Origin of the sequence: Kitasatospora saccharophila (genome assembly GCF_039529925.1) — a bacterium.
GTDB classification, from domain to species: Bacteria; Actinomycetota; Actinomycetes; order Streptomycetales; family Streptomycetaceae; genus Kitasatospora; species Kitasatospora saccharophila.
In genome coordinates, this window is sequence record NZ_BAAANS010000059.1 from 17,991 (window position 1) to 39,188 (window position 21,198).

14 protein-coding genes are annotated in these 21,198 nt (G+C 71.7%); 6 read left to right on the forward strand and 8 right to left on the reverse strand.

The genetic code is table 11. The features are described from left to right. Positions 1-5: 5 nt before the first annotated feature. The 4 genes from ABD345_RS31960 to ABD345_RS31975 all read right to left on the reverse strand — a co-directional run bounded on the left by ABD345_RS31960 (position 6) and on the right by ABD345_RS31975 (position 5,634). Positions 6-2,273 carry a cellulose binding domain-containing protein gene (locus tag ABD345_RS31960; RefSeq protein WP_344557266.1) on the reverse strand — a complete coding sequence of 756 codons (2,268 nt, stop codon included), beginning with the start codon at positions 2,271-2,273 and terminating at the stop codon, positions 6-8. Between the two features lie 127 nt (positions 2,274-2,400). Continuing rightward, the gene (locus tag ABD345_RS31965) at positions 2,401-3,333 is read right to left on the reverse strand and encodes a carbohydrate ABC transporter permease (protein WP_344557267.1); all 933 of its coding nucleotides are present in this window, start codon (positions 3,331-3,333) and stop codon (positions 2,401-2,403) included. Further along, a complete protein-coding gene (locus ABD345_RS31970) occupies positions 3,330-4,229 on the reverse strand; it encodes a carbohydrate ABC transporter permease (protein ID WP_344557268.1) in 900 nt (299 codons plus the stop codon). The genes ABD345_RS31965 and ABD345_RS31970 overlap by 4 nt, the downstream gene beginning before the upstream one ends. A 103-nt stretch (positions 4,230-4,332) precedes the next feature. Then, entirely contained in the window at positions 4,333-5,634 is a 1,302-nt protein-coding gene (locus ABD345_RS31975) for an ABC transporter substrate-binding protein (RefSeq protein WP_344557269.1), read from the reverse strand. Positions 5,635-6,070: 436 nt separating this feature from the next. Between ABD345_RS31975 and ABD345_RS31980 the strand changes: the two genes are divergently transcribed. Together ABD345_RS31980 and ABD345_RS31985 are read left to right on the forward strand one after the other, a co-directional pair. Then, positions 6,071-7,873: a glycoside hydrolase family 13 protein gene (locus tag ABD345_RS31980; protein WP_344557270.1), complete on the forward strand. Its 1,803-nt coding sequence runs from the start codon at positions 6,071-6,073 to the stop codon at positions 7,871-7,873. Positions 7,874-7,999: 126 nt separating this feature from the next. Then, positions 8,000-11,215: a glucan 1,4-alpha-glucosidase gene (locus tag ABD345_RS31985; RefSeq protein WP_344557271.1), complete on the forward strand. Its 3,216-nt coding sequence runs from the start codon at positions 8,000-8,002 to the stop codon at positions 11,213-11,215. A 60-nt stretch (positions 11,216-11,275) separates the two neighbouring features. Here ABD345_RS31985 and ABD345_RS31990 read toward each other — a convergent pair whose 3' ends face one another. Continuing rightward, positions 11,276-12,496 carry an ROK family protein gene (locus tag ABD345_RS31990; protein ID WP_344557272.1) on the reverse strand — a complete coding sequence of 407 codons (1,221 nt, stop codon included), beginning with the start codon at positions 12,494-12,496 and terminating at the stop codon, positions 11,276-11,278. An 856-nt stretch (positions 12,497-13,352) separates the two neighbouring features. Here ABD345_RS31990 and ABD345_RS31995 point away from each other — a divergent pair. Continuing rightward, on the forward strand, positions 13,353-15,566 hold the full coding sequence (locus ABD345_RS31995; RefSeq protein ID WP_344557274.1) for a glycoside hydrolase family 66 protein: 2,214 nt from the start codon (positions 13,353-13,355) through the stop codon (positions 15,564-15,566). A 113-nt stretch (positions 15,567-15,679) separates the two neighbouring features. Beyond that, positions 15,680-16,975 (forward strand): ABC transporter substrate-binding protein, encoded by a 1,296-nt coding sequence (locus tag ABD345_RS32000; RefSeq protein WP_344557276.1) that lies wholly within the window; start codon positions 15,680-15,682, stop codon positions 16,973-16,975. 55 nt (positions 16,976-17,030) lie between these two features. Here the strand turns inward: ABD345_RS32000 and ABD345_RS32005 are convergent, their stop codons facing one another. The 3 genes from ABD345_RS32005 to ABD345_RS32015 form a co-directional block, all read right to left on the reverse strand. Continuing rightward, complete coding sequence (locus tag ABD345_RS32005) at positions 17,031-17,552, reverse strand: DoxX family membrane protein (RefSeq protein ID WP_344557278.1); 522 nt, start codon at positions 17,550-17,552, stop codon at positions 17,031-17,033. 153 nt (positions 17,553-17,705) lie between these two features. Next, positions 17,706-18,368: a lytic polysaccharide monooxygenase auxiliary activity family 9 protein gene (locus tag ABD345_RS32010; RefSeq protein ID WP_344557280.1), complete on the reverse strand. Its 663-nt coding sequence runs from the start codon at positions 18,366-18,368 to the stop codon at positions 17,706-17,708. A 112-nt stretch (positions 18,369-18,480) separates the two neighbouring features. After that, a complete protein-coding gene (locus ABD345_RS32015; protein WP_344557282.1) occupies positions 18,481-18,906 on the reverse strand; it encodes a DoxX family protein in 426 nt (141 codons plus the stop codon). Positions 18,907-19,311: 405 nt separating this feature from the next. Between ABD345_RS32015 and ABD345_RS32020 the strand changes: the two genes are divergently transcribed. Next, entirely contained in the window at positions 19,312-20,526 is a 1,215-nt protein-coding gene (locus tag ABD345_RS32020) for a PP2C family protein-serine/threonine phosphatase (protein WP_344557284.1), read from the forward strand. Positions 20,527-20,910: 384 nt separating this feature from the next. Then, positions 20,911-21,099: a YegP family protein gene (locus ABD345_RS32025; RefSeq protein ID WP_344557286.1), complete on the forward strand. Its 189-nt coding sequence runs from the start codon at positions 20,911-20,913 to the stop codon at positions 21,097-21,099. Positions 21,100-21,198 lie beyond the last annotated feature (99 nt).

A 21,198-nucleotide genomic window follows, 5' to 3' on the forward strand; every position in this document is an offset into this window, starting at 1 on the left:
TGGGCTCAGCCCGCGCTGGCGGGGGTGCCGTTGACGGTGAAGGCGGTGGGTGCGGCGTTGGTGCCGGAGTACGTCCCGACGCAGCCCAGGGCCAGCGAGGCGCCCGGTGCGAGGGAGGCGCCGGTGACGGTGACGGTCGGGCCGGACTGGGACCAACTGCCGCCCCATCCGCTGCTGACGTGCTGGTTGCCGGCGTAGGTGAAGGCCAGGGTCCAGGTGTCGATGGGGGTGGTGCCGGTGTTGGTGAGGGTGAGCTGGGCGGTGAAGCCGGAGCCCCAGTCGCCGGCGGTGGCGTAGGCGACCTTGGTGGCGGTGGTGGGGGTGGTGGTGCCGGTGGTGGTGACGGTGACGGCGCCGGAGGGGGCGGAGACGGCGCCGGTGGTGTCGGTCGCGGTGACGAAGAAGGTGTAGGCGGTGGCGGCCGTCAGGCCGGTGGGGGTGGCGGTGCGGGTGGCGGCGTCCGGGGTGGTGGCCACGACGGTGTCGGTGCCGTCGGGGTCGGCCCGGTGGACCCGGTAGCCGCGCAGCGCGGCGCTGCCGGGGGCGGAGGCGCTCCAGGCGAGGGTGGTGGAGGTCGCGGTGGTGGCGGAGGCGGTGGGGGTGCCGGGGGCTCCGGGCGGGGTGCCGGTGGATCCGCCGCCGCTGCCGATCTCGATCCAGTCGACGTACGCCTCGCCGGTGTCGGCGGCGGTGTGCTCGACGGTGAGGACGTTGGTGCCCGCCAGCAGCGGCACCTTGACCGAGGCGGTGGCCCAGGTGCCCCAGGAGCCGGTGGCGGGGAGGGTGATCTGCACCGGGGCTCCGGCCGCGGTTCCGCTCTCGCTGGTCGCGGCGAGGGTGAGGGTGGCCGCGGTGCGGGCGGAGTAGCGGACGGTGGCGTTGGTACTGGCGGCGGCCGCGGCGTCGACCGCGAGGACGAGTCGGGCGCCGGTGCTGCCGAGGCCGGTGGCGTAGCCGAAGCTGCTGTAGCCGGTGGCGGTGCTGCCGAATCCGGCGCCGCCGCCCCAGGCGGCGACGTTGGCCTGGAAGCGCGGGGAGCCGCCGGGGGTGATCTTGACGAGCCGGCCGGCGTGCGAGGCGAGGGAGACGGCGTGGGCGGTGGCGGTGCCGAGGTCCTGGCGCGTCCACAGGTCGCGGACCGGGGCGGCGGCGGTGAGTCCGAGGTCGGCGGCGAAGTCGGTGCTCTTGGTGGCGGAGCTGTACTGGCGGTTGAACAGGGCCACCACCCAGCTGCCGTCGGGGAGTTGGGCGAACCAGCGTTCGGGGTCGCGGCTGGCGCTGTCGGTGGAGTAGGGGGTGGCGCTGTGGAAGTAGGGCTTGCCGGCCAGGCCGCGGCGGTTGAGGTCGAGGATCTCGGGGTTGGTGAGGAACTGCGCGGTGGTGCCGATCATGTCGTGGGTGTCGGCGACGGCGAGCGGGGAGCCGGCGATCGTGAACAGGCTGATCGCGGTGCGGCGTTCGTCGTCGCTGCCGAACTTGCTCATCAGGAGGAAGTCGCCGTCGAGGATGAGCTGGCCGCGGCCGGAGACGTCGGCGAAGCCGGTGAAGCCCTGGAACGGGTTGTCCCATTGGGACCAGTGCGCCTGCCAGCCCTGGCGGCCCCCGCTGAGGTGCTCCCAGCCGCCGCTGCCGGCGTCGTTGTCGATCCGGACGAGGTCGCCGTAGCGGCGCTCGCCCGCGGCGTGGTCGGCGAGGTTGGGCATGACGAGGCTGAGTTCGATGCCGTCGCCGGCGGCCTCGCTCATCCAGCCCAGCGCGGTGCGGTAGGCGGCGGTGCCGTGGGCGACGCCGACGGTGCCCGAGTTCTGGTCGAAGCCGGTCTCGAACCAGGCGAGGAAGTCGATGCGCAGGTAGGCGGCGCCGAGGTTCTTGAAGTGGTTGACGTAGCCCTGGACGAACTCCTTGGCGCCGGGCTTGGTGACGTCGATCCAGTAGATGCTGTGGTTGCCGTTGAACCGGTCGCCGGGGTTGACCAGGTCGGCGATCTTGATGTCGGGCCGGCCGACCAGCGTCTTGGTGGGGTCCGCGACGGCGGCCCGGGTGACCCACAGGGGGTTGTAGTAGACGCCGAGCTTCATGCCCCGGGCGCGGAGGTCGGCGGCCATGTCGGACCAGGCCATGGTCCAGTTGTCGTTGTACTTGGTGACGTAGCCGTTGGCGTCGGTGCTGGTGATGAAGTCGACCCAGCCGTCGGTGCAGGCCATGTCGTACCCGGCCGACTTCAGGCCGCCCTGCAGCCAGTCGAGGTTCTTCAGCCACTCGGCCTGCGGCATGTAGTCGTCGTGGGGCTGGTTGTAGCCGTAGGTCGTCCAGTACAGGGGCCCGGCGCCGTGCCGGGTGGAGACGCGCGAGGGCCGCGACGCCGGTACGGCGTGCGGCCCGTCCTGCGGGAACCGGCGGCTACTTGACCGCGCCGGCGGTCATGCCGCGGGTCAGGGTGCGCTGGAAGACGAAGAAGAAGATCACCATCGGCAGGACGCCGAGCAGCGCGGCCGCGCTCAGGGCGGTCGGGTTGCTGGTGTACTGGCCCTGCATGACGGACAGGCCGAGCGGGACGGTCTGGTTCTCGTTGGAGATGAGCAGGACGACGGGGAAGAGGAACTCGTTCCAGCTCCACACGAAGAAGAACACGCACATCACCGACAGCGTGGGCCAGCTCATCGGCAGGACGATGCGCCACAGGATGGTCCAGCGGCCGGCGCCGTCCAAGGAGGCCGCCTCGATCAGCTCCCGGGGGAACCCGGAGAAGACCGAGGTGAGCAGGTAGGTGCCGAACGCGCTGTAGATGACGCCGACCAGGATGGTGTAGCCCAACTTGCCGTCGTAGAGCCCGAGTTCCTTGAAGAGGTAGTAGACCGGGTAGACCAGGCCCTCCTGCGGCAGGACGTTCACGCCGAGGAAGAACACCAGCAGGGGGGTGCGCCAGCGGACGCGGCCGATGCCGATCGCGTAGGCGTTGAACAGGGCCAGCGCGATGGCGATGACGACGACGCCGAGGCTGATGGTGACGCTGTTGGTGAGCTTCTCGGTGAAGCCGACCTGCTTCCAGACGTCGCCGATGATGTCCCAGTTCCACGCCTCCGGCCAGCTGAGCGGGCCGTTCTTTCGGTAGTCGGCGGTGGTCTTGAAGGAGTTCAGGACGATGATGACGAACGGCGCGAGGAAGGCCAGGACGAACAGCGCGATGCCCGCGGTGACGGCGTAGGACAGCGGTGTGCGGCGGGCGGAGCCGGAGCGTGCGGCGGCGCGCCGACGCGGGCGGGCGGCGCGGGGCCCGCCCGGTCGCGGCTCGGGGGCCGTGCCGGGGGCCGCGCTTCGGGTGTCGGTGCTCATGCTCGTCCGTCCTCGCGGGCCTGGCGGGTCAGGAAGGCGCCGGCGATGAGCAGGACCAGCAGCGACATGGTGCTGGAGATCGCGGAGCCGTAGCCGACGTCGGCGCGCTCGAAGAAGTTCTGGTAGGCGAAGTAGGAGGGGACCAGGGTGGAGTTGCCCGGGCCGCCGCCGGTGAGGACGAAGATCTGGGCGAAGACCTTCAGGCCGGCGATGGTGGTGGTCACCAGGACGACGTAGACCTCGGGCCGCAGCAGCGGCACGGTGATCCGGGTGAAGCGCTGCCACCAGGAGGCGCCGTCGAGGTCGGCGGCCTCGTACAGCTCGGGGTCGATGCGCTGCAGGCCGGAGAGGAAGAGGACCAGCGGGTAGCCGAGCTGCATCCAGACCAGGACGAACAGCACGACCCACAGGGCGAGGTCGGGGTTGCCGAGCCAGTTCTGGCTGAGGCTGCTCAGGCCGACCTTCTCCAGGATGCCGTTGACCGCGCCCTTGGGGGCGAGGATCCAGCCCCACATGAGGCCGGTGACGGCGACCGGGATGACCTGCGGCAGGTAGAGGCCGGAGCGGAAGGCGCTGACCAGGCGGTCGCCGTGCTTCTTGCCGATGTAGTCGAACAGGACGGCGGCCAGCAGCAGGCCCAGCAGGGTCGGGACGACGGCGATGCCGACGATGACGAAGAAGATGTTGCGGAAGGACGCCCAGAAGTCGGCGTCGCTCAGCAGGCGGGTGTAGTTGTCCAGGCCGGTCCACGTCGGGCTCCCGATGCCCTGCCAGCTGGTGAAGCTGTAGCCGAAGGTCATCAGCAGCGGGACGACCAGGAAGATCAGGCACAGCAGCAGGCCCGGCGCGAGGTAGGGCGCGTAGCCCGCGGACCGCGGGCGGGTTTTCTTGTCCAACGGTGCTCCTTGGTGGTCGGGGTGCGGGCCGCGGGCGGCGCGGCCCGCACCCCGGGCTTGTCCGGCGGTGCCGGGCCCGCCCGCGGCGGGCCCGGCGGTGGCGTCACTGCCGGGAAGCGGCCTGCTTCTCGTACGGCGCGGCGATCTCGTCGAGGACGGACTTGGCGTCGGCGCCGTTCATCAGGTTCTGGGTGGCGGAGACGAAGACGTCGTAGTAGCCGGCGGCCGGCCAGTCCGGGTAGTAGCCGAGGCCGTCGCTCTTCTGGATCTGGTCGAACTGGCCGACCAGCTCACGGGACTTGGGGTCGGTGATGGCGTCCGGCTGGGCGGCGATCGGGACGTTGCCGTTGTTGCCGATCATGGCCTGGATCTCCGGCGACATGGTGATGTCGATGAAGTCCTCGGCGAGCGTCTTGTTCTTGGAGCGCTGCGGGACGACCCACAGGTTGCCGCTGGAGCCCAGGGTGATCTTGCTGCCGGGGAAGACCGCGGTGCTCCAGTCGAAGTCCTTGATGTCGGTCTTGAAGCCGCCGAACCACCAGTTGCCGCCGACCAGGATGGGCCGCTTGCCCGAGACGAACTGCTCGGTCATGTCGCTGCCCTTGAGGCCGACGTCGTTCTTGTCGAAGTAGCCCTTGTCGAGCCAGCGCTTGTAGGTCTCGACGGCGTAGGTCCACTCGGGCCCGTGGAAGTCGATCTTGCCGGAGAAGGTCTGGTAGTCCTGGACCCACTTCTTGTCGGCCTTGGACAGGGCCAGCAGGTAGAGCCAGTGGGAGGCCGGGTGGTCGTTGCCGGCGTTGGCCAGCGGGGTGACGCCGGCGGCCTTGAACTTGGCCAGGGCGTCCTCGAAGCCCGCCATGTCGGTCGGGACGCTCACGCCGTACTTGGCGAACAGGTCCTTGTCGTAGTACGCGAGGACGAACTCGCCGTAGTTCGGGACGCCGACCCACTTGTCGCCGCCCATCTCGCCCCTGTCGTTGTAGCGGGCGGGCACCGAGGCGCTGTCGCTGATCTTCGCCGCCCAGCCGCGGTCCTTGGCGACCTGGGTCAGGTCGGTCAGCAGGCCCTGCTTGGACAGCAGGCCGGCGGTGGCGTTGCCCTTGTTGTACTCCATGACGTCCGGCGCCTTGTCGGAGTTCAGGATCATGCCGGCGCTCTGCTGGATCTGGTCGAAGGTCTTGCGCTCGAACTCGACCTTCACGCCGGGGTGGGTCTGCTCGAACGTGGTGATCGCCGCGTCCCACGCCTTGCTGAGCGCGCTGTCCTGCGTCTCGTAGTGCCAGACGCGGAGGGTCTTTCCGCCGGAGCCCGTGTCGGAGCTGCTGCCGCACGCGGCGAGGGGCAGCATGAGGGCGAGCGCAGCGGCCGCGACCGCGGAGCTGGGACGTCTGCGGGAGAGCTTCATGAGGTGGTCCTCGGATGGTGGACGGGCGCAACTGCACGGCGTGCAGGCGGGTGCCGCCGGGGTGCTGCGGGCGCGGGGGCCCGGGTCCCCGCAGGGGCGGCAGACGTGTTCGGTGTTCGGGTGCAGCCGGTTCGTCAGGTGGCTCAGCCGCTGCTTCGGCGATCGTGGCATGCATACTTTCGAGCGTCAAGAAATGTTCGCAACCTGCGGATCACCGTGACGTAACAGAACGGACTCATCAGCCAGACCCCCTGCAAGAACAGGGGTGATTGTTGACAGCAGCTGACTTTCTCGGCAAAAGTAATTAGCCCGCAGGTCTGCTTGCCACCGTCCGGATGCGTACCACTGCGTGGTGCTGAGCCCGTCCGCACTCCTGTCGCCGCCCCGCGGAGCTCCCGCGGCAACCGACCCCGCCCTCCCGAGAGGTCCTTCACCCGTGTCTGTCGACGTCCACAGCCAGTCCCCCGATGTGCCCGCCGAGCGCCTGCGGCCCCTCTCCGCCCGCCCGCAGGAGGAGGACCCCTGGTGGAAGTCGGCGGTCGTGTACCAGATCTACCCCCGCAGCTTCGCCGACTCGAACGGGGACGGCATCGGCGACCTGCGGGGCATCACCGGCCGGCTGGACCACCTGTCCGCGCTCGGCGTCGACGTCCTGTGGCTCTCGCCGGTCTACCCCTCCCCGCAGGACGACAACGGCTACGACATCAGCGACTACCAGGGCATCGACCCGGCCTTCGGCACCCTCGACGACTTCGACGAGCTGCTGGCCGCCGTGCACGCGCGCGGCATGAAGCTGGTCATGGACCTGGTGGTCAACCACACCTCCGACGAGCACCCGTGGTTCCGCGAGGCGGTCGGCTCGCCCGACAGTCCCAAGCGCGACTGGTACGTGTGGCGCCCGCCCCGCCCCGGGTTCGCCGCCGGAGAGCCCGGCGCCGAGCCCAGCAACTGGGGCTCGTTCTTCTCCGGGTCGGCCTGGCAGCTCGACGAGGCCAGCGGCGAGTACTACCTGCACCTGTTCTCCCGCAAGCAGCCCGACCTGAACTGGGAGAACCCGCAGGTCCGCCACGCCGTCCACGCGATGATGCGCTGGTGGTTGCGGCGGGGCGTAGACGGTTTCCGGATGGACGTCATCAACCTGATCTCCAAGGACCAGGACTTCCCCGACGGGCCCGTCGCCGACGGCGCGGCCCACGGCGACGGCTCCCCGTTCTACGTCTGCGGCCCCCGCATCCACGAGTACCTCCAGGAGCTGCACCGGGAGGTGTTCGCCGCCCACCCCGAACGGCTGCTGACGGTCGGCGAGATGCCCGGGGTGAGCGTCGAGGAGGCGCGCCTGTTCACCGATCCGGCCCGGGCCGAGGTGGACATGGTCTTCCAGTTCGAGCACGTCGGGCTCGACCACGGCCCGGGCGGCAAGTTCGACCCGAAGCCGCTGCGCCTGACCGACCTGAAGACCTCCCTCACCCGGTGGCAGCAGGGCCTCGCCGCCACCGGCTGGAACAGCCTCTACTGGAACAACCACGACCAGCCGCGCGTCGTCTCCCGCTTCGGCGACGACGGCCCGGCCCACCGGGTCCGCTCAGCCACCGCCCTGGCCACCGTCCTGCACCTGCACCGCGGCACCCCGTACGTCTACCAGGGCGAGGAACTCGGCATGACCAACGCCCCGTTCGCCGCCATCGACGACTTCCGCGACATCGAGTCCCTCAACCACTACGCCCACGCGGTGGCCGCCGGCGCCGACGCCGAGCAGGTGCTGGCCGGGCTGCGCGCGATCGGCCGCGACAACGCCCGCACCCCCATGCAGTGGGACGCCACCGCGCACGCGGGCTTCACCACCGGCACCCCGTGGATCGGGGTCAACCCCAACCACGCCCGTCTGAACGCCGCCGCCCAACTCGCGGACCAGGACTCCGTGTTCCACCACTACCGGCGTCTGATCGAGCTGCGGCACACCGAACCCGCGGTCGTCCACGGCGACTTCGCCCTGCTGCTGCCCGAGGACGAGCACCTGTACGCGTTCACCCGCCGCCACCGCGGCACCGAGCTGCTCGTCCTCGCCAACCTCAGCGGCGACGTCCGCCACGCCGCCCTGCCCGACGCCGACGGCTGGCACCGCGCCGAACGGCTCGTCACCAACTACCCGCTCCCCGGTGCCTATCTGACCCACACCCTGGGCGAGCCGCTGACGCTCCGCCCCTGGGAGAGCCTCGTCCTGCGCCGCACCGCGCACTGACGGCCCCACCCTCGTACGCCCCGGTCCGCTCCCGGCACGGCCGAGGAGCGGGCCGGGCGCTCCCGCACACCCGCGTACCGACTGCTTGCCCCCACCCACCGTCATGCCGTCTCAAGGAGGAGCCGCATGTCCGAGCACGACACGCACCCCAGACCCCGCACCGCGTCCCGCCGCATAGGGGCGCTGGCCGCCACGTCCGTCCTGGCGGTCTCCGCCGGCCTGCTACCGGCCCTGCCCGCCAGCGCCGACGCCGCCGACGCGCCCGGCGCCGCCGCGACCTGGACCACCGGCGACAAGGAGGGCGTCGGGACGGCGCTGTCCGACCGCTCCAAGGTCTGGTACACCCTGACCGGCGGCACCATGAGCGAGGTCTACTACCCCAGCGCCGACACCCCCGACGTCCGGCAGCTCGCCTTCGCCGTCACCGACGGCTCCACCTTCACCCAGCGCGAGGACCAGGACACCGTCCGGACCGTCGAACTCGTCGGACAGGACTCGCTGACCTACCGCCAGACCACCGCCGACAAGGCCGGGCGCTGGAAGCTGGTCAAGACGTACGTCACCGACCCCGCCCGGGCCACCGTCCTGGTCGACCTGGCCTTCCAGGCCCTCAAGCCCGGCCCGTACCAGCTCTTCACGCTCTACGACCCCTCGCTCGCCGGCGACGCGGGCAACGACAGCGGCCGCACCTCCTCCGGCTCCCTGGTCTCCACCGACAGCCACGTGGCGGGCAAGCCCGTCGCCAGCGCCCTGGTCTCCTCCACCGGCTTCACCGCGACCACCACCGGCTACGTGGGCAGCGCCAGCGACGGCCTGGCCGACCTGGAAGCCCACCACACCCTCACCGGCACCCACTGGACCGCGGGGGCCGGGAACGTCTCCCAGGTCGGCCGGATCGCCGTCGCCCCCACCGGCACCACCCGCGTCACCCTCGCGCTCGGCTTCGCCGACACCGCGGAGAACGCCCTCGCCACCGCCCGCACCAGCCTCGAACGCCCCTTCGCCACCACCGCCGACGCCTACCGCGACACCTGGCGCGGCTACCTGCGCCGCCTGGCACCCGTCCCGAAGGAGATCAAGGGCACCGACCTGGAGAAGCAGTACTGGGCGTCGGTGATGACGGTGCGCGCCCACGAGGACAAGACCCACCCCGGCGCGTTCAGCGCCTCCCTCACCATCCCCTGGGGCCAGGCGGTCAGCGCCACCAACGACGGCGGCGGGGGCGGCGGTTACCACTTCGTGTGGGCCCGCGACGAGTACCAGCAGGTCACCGCGCTGCTCGCGGCCGGCGACCCGGAAGCCGCCCGCCGCGCCGTGGACTGGCTCTTCACCCGCCAGCAGCTGCCCGACGGCCACTTCCCGCAGACCTCGCACACCGACGGCACCCCCGACCAGGTCAACGTCCAGCTCGACGAGACCGCCTTCCCGATCCTCCTCGCCCAGCAGGCCGGCCGCACCGACGGCGCCTTCTACCGCGACCACGTCCGCAGGGCCGCCGACTACCTCGTCGCCCAGGGCCCCACCACCCCGCAGGAGCGCTGGGAGGAGACCGGCGGCTACTCCCCCTCCACCCTCGCCGCCACCATCGCCGCCCTCACCGTCGCCGCCGACATCGCCCGCCACAACGGCGACCAGGCCGCGGCCGCCGTCTACCAGTCCAGCGCCGACTCCTGGCAGCGCCAGGTCCAGGAGTGGACCTACACCACCAACGGGCCCATCGGCGACGGAAGTTACTACCTCCGGATCAGCAACAGCGGCAACCCCGACGACGGCGCCGCCCGCAACTGGGCCAACGGCGCCGGCTCCCACCCCGAGAACGCCGTCACCGACGCGGGCTTCCTCGAACTCGTCCGACTCGGCGTCAAGCCGCCCACCGACCCGGCCGTCGCCCACTCGCTGGCCGCCGTCGACGCCTCCCTCAAGGTCACCACCCCCAGCGGCGACCTGTGGAAGCGCTACACCTACGACGGCTACGGCGAGAGCGACACCGGCGCGCCCTGGACCGGGACCGGCACCGGACGGCCCTGGCCGCTGCTGGCCGGGGAGCGCGGCGAGTACGAACTCGCCCGCGGCGACGACGCCTCGGCCCTCACCCGCCTGCGCACCATGGCCGCCACCGCCAACGACGGCTACCTGATCCCCGAGCAGGTCTGGGACCAGGCCGACCCCACCTCCTACGGCCACACCTTCGGCAAGGGCACCGGCTCCGCCGCCCCGCTGGCCTGGGCCATGGCCCAGTACGTGCGCCTGGCCCAGGGCATCCGCCACGGCAGCCCCGTCGAGACCCCGGACGTCGTCGCCGACCGCTACAGCGCCGAGCACGCCCCCGCCGTCCCCGCCCTCGACCTCACCGCCCCCGGGGACCTCACCACCTCCGCCAGCCGCACCAGCCGGATCACCGGCACCACCGACGCCCGGCACCTCTACGTCTCCGTCAACGGCGCCAAGCGGGAGGTGCCGGTCACCGGCGGCCGCTTCGACACCGAGATCACCCTCACCGGCATCAGCAACAAGATCGTCGTCGCCGCCGTCGGCAAGGACGGCGGCACCGCCCAGCAGGTGCGCACCGTCACCGCCTTCGGGCAGCGCCTGGGCGGCCTGACCGACCCGTCCGGCGACGACCACGGCCCGGGCGGCTACGCCCTGCCCACCGACGGCGCCTTCGCTCCCGGCGCGTTCGACCTCACCGCCTTCGACGTCTACCGCGACGGCGACCGGGTCCGCCTGGTCACCCGCGTCGACGGCCCGATCACCAACGCCTGGGGCGGCCAGGGCATCAGCGTCCAGCGCCTCAACGTCTACGTCCGCGACCCCCAGGCCCCCACCACCCCCACCCCGGCCCTGCCCGGCACCAACACCGCCACCGACGGCACCTGGCAGCTCGCCGTCGTCGGCGACGGCCGCCACCAGGGCTCCCGCTTCGGCCAGGGCGTCTACGGGCCCGACCTCGCCCGCACCGCCGACGCCGCGCTGGACGTCGTCCCCGCCGGCCAGCAGATCGTCCTCACCCTCCCGGCGAGCGCCTTCGGCCCGCTCGACCCGGCCACCGCCCGCTACCAGGTGTCCATGCTCGGCGACGCCGACGACGGCGAGGGCATCGGCAACGTCCGCCCCGTCTACGGCCTCGACTACTGGAACACCGGCCCGTCCTGGGTCAAGCAGTACCGCTTCGGCGGCGGCGCGGGCGCCGTCGACGACACCCTCGACAGCCGCGACACCGACACCCGCGACCCCAACACCATCGACATCATCACCGACGCCGCCCACCCGCAGGCCACCGTCCTCGACTGGACGGCGACGGACGGCACCGTCCGCCTGCCCTTCACCCCGCTGGCGCCCTGACCGCCCCCGTGGAACGGCGGCCCGCACCCGAGTCCCGGGGTGCGGGCCGCTCCACCGCGCTCAGGCGCCCACCGCGTCCCGGACCACCAGGCAGGCGGCGCCCCGCGCCCACAGGTCGTCGGTGACCTCGTCGACCACCAGCTCGCAGTCGGCCGCGGCCGTGGAGAACGCGTGCTCGCGCATCGCCGCGGCCAGCGCCGGACCGAACAGGTCCTGCGCGGTGGCGCCCTCGCCCGCCAGCACGATCTTCTCCAGGTTCAGCAGGTTGCACAGACCCGCCAGGCCGCGCCCCAGCGCGTCACCGGCCGCCGCGAACGCCGCCAGCGCGACCTTCGAGTCCGGCCCGCGCCCCGACCGGGCCAGCGCCACCGCCTGGTCGATGTCCGCGCACTCCCCCAGCCCCGCCTCCCGCAGCCGCCGCAGCACCGCGTCGTAGGACGCCAGCGCCTCCAGGCAGCCCACGTTCCCGCAGCTGCACACCGGGCCCGCCGGATCCAGCGGCACGTGCCCGAACTCCCCCGCCAGCCCGCTGCGCCCCAGGTGCGGACGGCCGCCCAGCAGCAGGCCGCAGCCCACGCCCGCGCCCACCGTCACCACCGCGAAGGAGTCGACCTCCCGCCCGTGGCCGAACCACTGCTCCGCCACCACCAGCGTGTTGACGTCGTTGCTGACCGCCACCGGCATCCCGCACGCCTGGGCCAGCGGCCCGGCCACGTCCACGTCGTGCCAGCCCATCAGCGCCGAGTACCGGCACACCCCGCTGACCGGGTCCACGTGGCCGCTCACCCCGACGCCCACGCCGAGCATCCGCTCGGAAGCCCCCGGCACGGACGCCACCAGCTGCCGCACCGCCTCCGCCGTCGCCGCCACCGCGGTCTCCATCCGGTGGTCGGCCAGCGGCTGCTCCCAGCGGGCCAGGACCTGGGCGCCGAGGTCGGTCAGCACGGCCGTCACCTTGGAGGGGCTGATCTTGACGCCGACGGCCAGGTGCTTGTCCTTGCGGACCTGCAGCATCCGCCGGGGCCGCCCCAGCGCTCCGGCGGGCTCGGCCGTCCCCTCGACGAGGTAGCCCGCCTCCATCAGCGGATTGACGATCTTCGTCACCGTCGACTGCGACAGCGAAAGCCGCTGCGCGACCTGCACACGCGACAGCGGCCCCGCGGTCAGGATCGCGGCGAACACGTCCGCCCGGGTGCGCTGCCCGATCGGATCGGTGGCCGCCGGGCCGGCCGGAGCCAGCAGCCGGGGCACCGTACGGCCGATGGGCGTCTGGATGGTCACGGTCGGCATTCCTCCACTCGTCGAATCCGGCGGCCGGTCGGCGCCACTGCAAGTCTGCCCGTTTCTTCGCGCACGCAAGTACACATCCCGAACCGCAGGATCGCACGACTCCCGGACAGGACCACCGAAGGCCATGATACTTACTTGACGGGTGAAATTTAGCGGGGGATGCTGGCCCCACCTCCTCGAACGCGGCTCCCGCACGAGGAGTCCGCGGGGCCGCGGCGAACCTGACGCGCACGCCGCCCCGACATCCGGGCCGCGCCGCCGAGGGGGCGGTGCGGCCCGGGCCGCTCATGGCGGCACGCTGTTCGCCCGGGCCGAGCATCCGGTGCCCGCCCACGCCGCGCACCCCCACGAGCCGCTCGTCCCCGCGAGGTCACGATGCCCCTGGGATCCGCCCCCACACCTCCCCCGCCTCCCCCGCTTCCGCCTGCCGCCCGTCGCCGACCGCGGATTCCGCCTTCTTCCAGGCGCTTCCCCTGTGGCTGGTCTCCATGCCGACCGCGCTCCCCGACGGCGCGAGCGCCGTCCCGCGGAGCTGAACACCGGGCGAACCCGCGCTCCACGCAAGCGAATTCCGTCTTATTTCTTGACACGCGAAATTAACAATGCCAGCCTCTCAGCGGGCCGACCACGCATCGCGCGAACACCACCCGGCGCGAGACGGTGGCGGCCCGCTGACCGCGCTCCGGAGCGTTGCCCCGTCCCGCCTCCCGCCGGGCTCCCCGCGCCGACAAGCCCACGCCCGCACCACCGGGATGCCGCCGCCACGAGCGCACCGGATCGGCCGCTCCGGGCCACCGACCGCCACGCAGGGCCCCAGGGCGCCCTGCCCCCACCCAAGAGGCTCCCCATGTCAGCACACCTCCCCCGCCGCCGCCCCGTGCGCGGCGCCCTCGTCACCGGGGCGGCACTCGCCTGCCTCGCCGGCGTCATGCTGCCCGCCGGCACCGCCTCCGCGGCCACCGTCACGGACGCCTGGACCGACGCGTCGCGCTACGCCCCCGGGCAGGACGCGGTCGTGACCGCCAGGGTCGACGGCTCCGGTCCCGTCACCTTCACCCTCACCCACCTCGGCGACACCGTCGCCAGCACGACCGTCCAGGCCGACGGATCGGGCCAGGTCAGCTGGCGGGTGCGCCCGCCGAGCACCGACTTCACCGGCTACCTGGTGGAGATCTCGGCCTCCTCCGGCCGCGCCCAGACCGCCATCGACGTCTCCAGCACCTGGACCCGCTTCCCGCGGGCGGGCTTCCTCGCCTTCTACGGCAGCGACATCTCCGCCTCCGACGCCGACGGCGACATCGCGGAGCTCTCGCAGCGCTACCACATCAACAACCTGCAGTTCTACGACTGGATGTGGAAGCACGAGCAGCCCGTCAAGCACGACGGCTCCGGCGTGGCCGGTTCCTGGACGGACTGGGCCGGGCACACCATCAGCTCGCAGACGGTGCGCAACTACATCTCCTCCAGCCACAGCCGGGGCGTGGCCGCACTGCCCTACCAGATGTCGTACGCCGCGCTGAACGACTACGACCAGAGCAAGGTCAACCCCGACTGGCGCCTGAAGAAGGGCGACGGGAGCGACTGGACCTACACGATGATCCCCGGCCAGGTCCTGAAGTTCATGAACCCGGCCAACACCGACTGGCAGAACTACATCACCGGCCAGTACGCCGACAGCGTCTCCTCGATGGGCTTCGACGGCGCCCACATCGACCAGGTCGGCTACTGGGAGGAGATGTACGACGTCAACGGCGCCAAGGTCGACCGGCCGGCCGGCTTCGCCTCCCTGGTCAACAGGACCAAGCAGGTCCTGGGTCAGGGTAAGGCCGTCGGGTTCAACGCCGTCGACGGGTTCGGCGACGCCGAGCAGGCCAGGTCCAACGCCGACTACCTCTACACCGAGCTGTGGGGGAACTACGAGACCAACCCGTCGGTGAAGGCGTACCTGGAGAAGCAGCGCCAGGCGTCCGGCGGCAAGTCCCACATCACCCCCGCCTACATGAACCGGCCCAACACGCCGGAGGGCACCGCCAACTCCAACAGCGTCTTCAACACCACCTCGGTCCAGCTCGCCAACGCGATGTTCGCCGCCAACGGCGCCGACCACCTCGAACTCGGACCCAACGACCACATGCTCAACACCGAGTACTTCCTCAACAAGGACAAGAGCATGTCCGCGGACCTCAAGGCGTGGGAGAAGACGTACTACGACGTCATCACCGGCTACGAGAACCTCCTCTACGGCCCCAACCTGCACACCGCCTCCAACGCCGTCCAGATCTCCGGCCAGCCGACCAGCACCGACGGCTCCGGCAACACCATCTGGACCAACGTGATGAAGAACGACGGCGTCGACGTCATCCACCTGATCAACCTGCTCGGCAACGACAACAAGTGGCGCGACTCCGGCGCCCAGGGCGCGCCGAACCTGACGAACCTCCCCCTCAAGTACTACCTGGGCGACACCCCCGTCCCGCCGAGCATCCACCTCGCCAGCCCCGACCGCGACGGCGGCCGCTCCAGCGAACTCGCCTTCACCAGCGGCAGCGACGCCGGCGGACGCTACGTCTCCTTCACCGTCCCGCAGCTGAGCAACTGGGACTTCATCTACTTCGACCCCACCGCCGACGCCCCGGCCACCGGCTCGCCGAGCCCCTCCAGCAGCCCGTCCACCGCGCCCGGCGCCGGGCACGTGGTCAACGGCGACACCAAGTGCCTGGCCGTCTCCGGTGACGCCTCCGCCGACGGCACCGCCGTCGTGCAGAACACCTGCTCCACCGCCACCGGCCAGAACTGGACCCTCGACGGCACCCAGCTCAAGGCCCTCGGCAAGTGCCTCGACCTCGTCGGCGGCGCCACCACCAACGGCACCAAGGCCCACCTGTGGACCTGCGGCGGCTACCCCTCCCAGCAGTGGGTCCCCCAGGCCGACGGCACCCTCAAGAACCCCGCCTCCGGCCGCTGCCTCGACATCGCCGCCCAGAGCACCAGCGACGGCGCCGCCCTCCACCTCTGGGACTGCGGCACCTGGACCAGCCAGAAGTGGACCCTGACCGCCTGACCCCCCGTCACCCCGCTTCCTGACCCGTGGCCGCCGGACCCGCTCCGGCGGCCACACCGCACTCTCCCCCGTTGCCGCCCGCCCATCGGGCGCCCATGTACCGGAGCCACCTCGTGCACAGCCGCAGAACCCGCCTCACCACCGTCCTCGTCGCCGCCCTGGCCGTCTCCGGCACCGCCTGCGCCGGCGGCGGCACCGGTGACGAGCCCCACGGAACCATCACCTGGTACGCGAGCAGGTTCGGTCCCGCCGACGTCGACATGCGCGAAACCCTCATCGAGGAGTTCCAGAAGGCGTACCCGCGCATCCACGTCCTCATCGCCGACGCCCCGTCCGACACCGACGCGGCGCGGGCGGCGATCGCCGAGAGCGTCGCCAACGGCTCGGACTCCTTCGACGTCTACAACGGCGACGTCGTCTGGCCGACCCGGCTCGGCGAGGCCGGCCTCGCCCTCCCGCTCAACGAGCACTTCGACGCCGACTTCTGGGCGTCCTTCGACCCCGCGCTCCTGAACAGCCTGCAGTACCAGGGGAAGATCATGGCCGCCCCGCTGTTCGCCGACCACGCCTTCCTCTTCTACCGCAAGGACCTCCTGGAGAAGGCCGGCCTGCCCGCCCCCACCACCTGGGAGCAGTTGCAGCAGGAAGCCGAGCGGCTCCAGAAGGCCGGCCTCGTCAAGTACGGGTTCGCCGCGCAGTGGGCCGGGTACGAGGGCCTCACCTGCGGCTGGACCGAGTTCGCCGCGGACGCGGGCGGCAGCAGCATCGACGCGGGCGGCACCACCGCGCAGGTCGACAGCCCCGAGAACCTCAAGGCCCTCACCTACATGAAGGGGCTGATCGACGAGGGCGTCGCCCCCGAGGACATCACCGGCTTCAAGGAGGACGAGGCCCAGGCCCTCTTCACCAGCGGCCAGGTCGCGTTCCTGCGCAACTGGGCGTACGCCTACACCAACGCCCAGGAGAGCCCGCTCTCCAAGGTCAGCGGCAAGGTCGGCGTGGTCAGCCTGCCCGCGTTCCAAGGGCAGAACGGCGGCGGCCGCACCACTGCGGGCGGCTGGAACCTCTACGTCAGCCCGCACGGCACCCACCTCGCCGCCAGCCTCACCTTCGTCCGGTGGATAACCGGCCCCGAGGCCCAGAAGACCCTCGCGATCAAGGGCGGCATGCTGCCCGCCCGCAAGGGCGTCCTGAACGACGCCGACGTCCAGGCCGTCAACCCCGTCTTCCGGGCCGCCGCCGCCAACCGCCCGGTCACCCGCCCCACTTGGACCACCGCCGACTACGCGAAGGTCAGCGCGACCCTCTACACCAACGTCAACGCCGCGCTCACCGGCGCCACCACCCCCGCCAAGGCGCTCAAGGCCGCGCAGCACGACCTCAGCGGCGTTCTGGCGGCGAAGCCCTGATCCTCCCCCGTTCCGGCAACCGGCCGGTCTCCGGCCCGAGTCGCCTCCGGCGCGGTCAGGGGGCGAGTTCGTCGGCGGCCACGTGGAGGCAGGCCGCCACCAGGACGACGTTCTTGAGGACGTACTGCCCCTCCAGGGTGGGGACCGCTCCGTAGGCGCGCCACATCTCACCGGGCAGCAGCGCCAGGGAGAGGAAGACTCCCGTCATGTGCAGGAAGAAGGCGGCCAGGGCCCAGCGGAGCAGCAGGCCGGTGACCAGGCAGCAGCCGATGGCCGTTTCGAGGACGGCGAGCAGCGGCAGGGAGACGCCGGCCGGGACGAGGCCGAGGGTCATCTCCGTCATCGCGCGGCCCGCGACGCCCTCGGCGCTGCTCGCACCGGGGAAGAACTTCAGCAGGCCGAACCAGCAGAAGAGCAGCCCCACGCAGACGCGCAGGACGGTGGCGCTGACGCGCTGGTAGCGCTGCCCGCGGCGGGCGAGCTGCCCCTGGACCCGCCGGCGACGGGAGGCGCGGGGCCGGCCGACCGGGTCGGGGGGCGCGTCCGCGGTGCTGCCGGTGTGGGAGGTGTCGGTCATCGTCTGGCCTCCGGCTCTGGACGGGAAGAGGGCCCTTGGGGGCTCCGTTCGGCGCGGTGCGGGGGTGGCCGGCCGAGGGAGGGGTGCTGGGTGGGGGCGCACAGGCGGGGGCCCCGCGGCCGTACGTTCCGCGGGGCCCCGATCAGCCTGCTGTCAGCCGAAGTTGACGTCGCTGCACAGGAAGTACTTCTGGTCCATGTGGGACGCCTTCCACACGGTCAGGACGACGTGTCGTCCGCTGTAGCCGCTCGTGTTGACGTCCGTGGTGTAGTTCAGCTGCCCGGGGTAGCTGCCGGTCTGCTTGACGAAGTCCAGGTCGTCCCAGCCGATGGGCTCGATCTCGGGGTTGAAGCCCTGCTTGGTGACGTAGATCTTCAGGTAGTCCGCGCCGTGCCGGGCGACGTCCTCGACGTTGACGGTGAAGTTGCTGCCGACGTCGGTCGTCTTCCAGGGGCCGGGGTTGTCCATGGGGGCGTAGCGGCCCATCTCGGAGCGGCCGGCGCTGCAGATCTGCCCGTTCTGGACGACGTGCTCGATGTCCTCGCCGAGGTTGTTGGCGTACAGGGCGTTCCAGGTGTACATCGCCAGCGGGCTCTGGTGCCAGGCGATGTAGCACATGGGGTCCTGCTCCAGCATGCCGGGCGCGTCGGGGCCGCTCCAGCGGGTGGCGCACCCGTAGTTGCGGGTGGGCGGGCTGGTGACGGTCCCGTGGGCGGACGCGGTCGGTGCGAGGGGCAACAGGGTGAGCATGCTGGTGGACAGCACGGCCGCGCTCACCGCGGTGCGGCGGAGCAGTTTCTTCGACTCGACGTGCATGGTGCTTTCCTCCTGGGTGGTGGGGGATCACCGGCCGGTGTCACGGACCGGTGCGGTTCGACTCGTGCACATGGCGTCTTGCTCGTTGCCGGTACTGCTGCCTGGCGGCGCGTCACCTCCCTCCGTGCGCGGCCAGGACCCGCCCGGGGCGGTGGAACAGGGCCGAGAGGGGCCAGCGGCCCGGGCCCAGGGCGGCGATGAGAAGGAACGCCCAGCAGTAGAGGGCGGCCGGCTCGCCCCCGTTCTCCAGGGGGAACAGTCCCTCGCTCTGGTGCTGGACGAAGTAGGCGTAGGCCATGGACCCGGAGCAGACGAACGCCGCCGACCGGGTGGCCAGGCCGCAGAGGACCAGTGCGCCGCCGACGAGTTGGATCGCGGCGGCCCACCAGCCGGGCCACTGCCCGAACTCGGGCGCCCGCCCGTGCGGGCCCCCGAGCACGTTGAACAGGGTCGCCGCTCCGTGACAGGCGAAGAGCAAGCCCGTCACGATGCGGAAACCGCCGAGCGCAGATGCCTTCGCGGCTGGCGTCGGCTCCATGGTCGGCTCCTTTCTGCCGCCGATGTCGGCGATCTTCCGAAGTGCGGTCGAACCGGCTCGACAGGACGACCCGAAGCCGGCTGCCAGTACGGGCCGCGGGCGCGCCGCAGGCCGCTGAACAACTTCTCCCCATTTCTTGCTTCTGTCAATAAAGTAAGCAGAACTTTCCTCCGCCGACATGGCTGCAAGGGTCAAGGCAGCTTGAAAAGGTGGTCAGGCTGGCTCCCCTGGCAAGATCCAGAGCAATGCAAGATCGAATTTATTTGTTGCTTGTTGAACGAAAGGCTTGGTGCTCCAGGTCGGCTACGCCTGGCCGACACCGGAGGGGGCCGTACCGCGGGAAGCTGGAATTCCCCGGGCGATCGGGGGAATGTGGGAACCCTGCGGATCTTTGAGGAGGCTGGTGTGGCGCGGGAGCGGATGGTCCTGGGAGAGGTACTGGCGGCGGCCGAGGCCGCGGCGCCGGTCGACTCCCTGGACGTGGTGGCGCACGACCTGCGCGAGCGGTTCGGGGCGCGGTACGTCTCCTTCCTGTTCCTCGACCTGGTCGGCCAGAGCGTGGTGCGGGTGGCGGAGGACGCCACCACCCTGGACGGGCGCGGCGTCGAACGGATCAGGCTTGACGGCAGCCTCTACGAGGACGTCCTGCGCACCCAGCGCCTGGTCCGCGCCCCGGACGAGCCCGACGGGCACGGACACCGCGTGATCGCCCCCGTCACCAACCGCGGCGACGCCATCGGCTTCCTGGAGCTGTCCCTCCCCGCGACCCCCGAGGTCGCCGAGGAGGCGCTGGAGCAGGTGGAGCAGGCGGCCCACGCCCTCGCCTACATCGTGGTCACCGACCGCCGCTTCACCGACCTCTACCACTGGGCCCGGCGCACCGCCCCCGTCAGCCTGGCCGCCGAGATCCAGCGCCAGCTCCTGCCGGACGCACCCTCCTGCGAAGCCGCCCAGTTCACCCTGGCCTGCGCGCTGGTGCCCGCCGAGAGCGTCGCCGGGGACACCTACGACTACGCCCTGGACCGCGAGACGCTGCACCTGTCCCTGACCGACGCCATGGGCCACGACCTCAACGCCGCGCTCATCGCCACCCTCCTGGTCAACGCCTCCCGGGGCGCCCGCCGCGTCGCGGCCCCCCTCGCCGAGCAGGCCGACCACGCGCACCGCTCCCTGCTCGCACAGAAGCCCGGCATCCTGGCCACCGGCCAGCTGCTGCGGATCCCCCTGGACGGAACGGGCGCGCAGCTCGTGAACGCCGGCCACCCGCGCCCGCTGAGGCTGCGCGAGGGCGTCGTCGAGGAACTCCCCCTGCACGCCGACCTGCCCTTCGGCGTCTCCGGGCAGGACCGCTACCAGGTGCAGGACATCGACCTGCGGCCCGGCGACCGGCTGCTGCTCCACACCGACGGGATGCAGGAGCGCCGCGCGAAGTCGGTCGACCTGCCCGCCCTCCTGGCCGCCACCGCCACCGACCACCCGCGCGAGGTGGTGCGCGCCCTGGTCGCGGCCGTCACCGACGCCTGCGACGGCAAGCTCCAGGACGACGCCACCGTGATGTGCCTGGACTGGCACGGCCCCACCGCCGGGGGCCGCCGGGCCCACGCCGGCGCCAACACCTGAGACGGCCGCCTCGCGCCCGGGCGCGCTTCTCGCCCGCTCGGGTGATCGGGCCGGTAGGCGGACTTCGAGTACAACGCCAGCCTGAGGGCTGTCTCACCGTGCCCGGGTCATGCACCCCTCTGCGGGGGATGGTCGGTGTGCCCCGATCCGCGCGGGGTGCCGCGCCCTCGACGGTCGGGAGCGCGGCCGTCCGCCCCGCGGCCCGCTCGCCCCGATGTGCAAGGAAGGTGAAACGGGGCGGCGGACCGCGCCTGGCCATCGAGGCACCCGCTCCCCGCCACCAGCGCGGCCGCGTACTCGAACGGCACACCCGGGAGGCGCGGAGGGGGAGTTGACCCTACGTTGGCCGTCGAGGGGGGTACCCAACGAGAGGTGTGCGTTTCGATGGCTGGGAAGTTCGAGCTGTACGTGGACGAGTCGGGCAACCACCGCTTCCGGCTCAAGGCGAGCAACGGTTCGGTCGTGGTGACCGGCGAGCCGGAGGAGTCTCGCGAGCAGTGCCTGAAGAACATCGAGTCGATCCGCAAGCTCGCGCCGTACGCGCAGTTGCTGGAGGCTCCGGTCAACGCCTGACGGCGGCGCCGCACCGGCCGGGCCGGGCCCCGACGGGCCGGGTCGCGCCGGGGGTGCGAGCCCGTGCCGGACCGAGGGGTCCGGCGCGGGCTCGTGGCC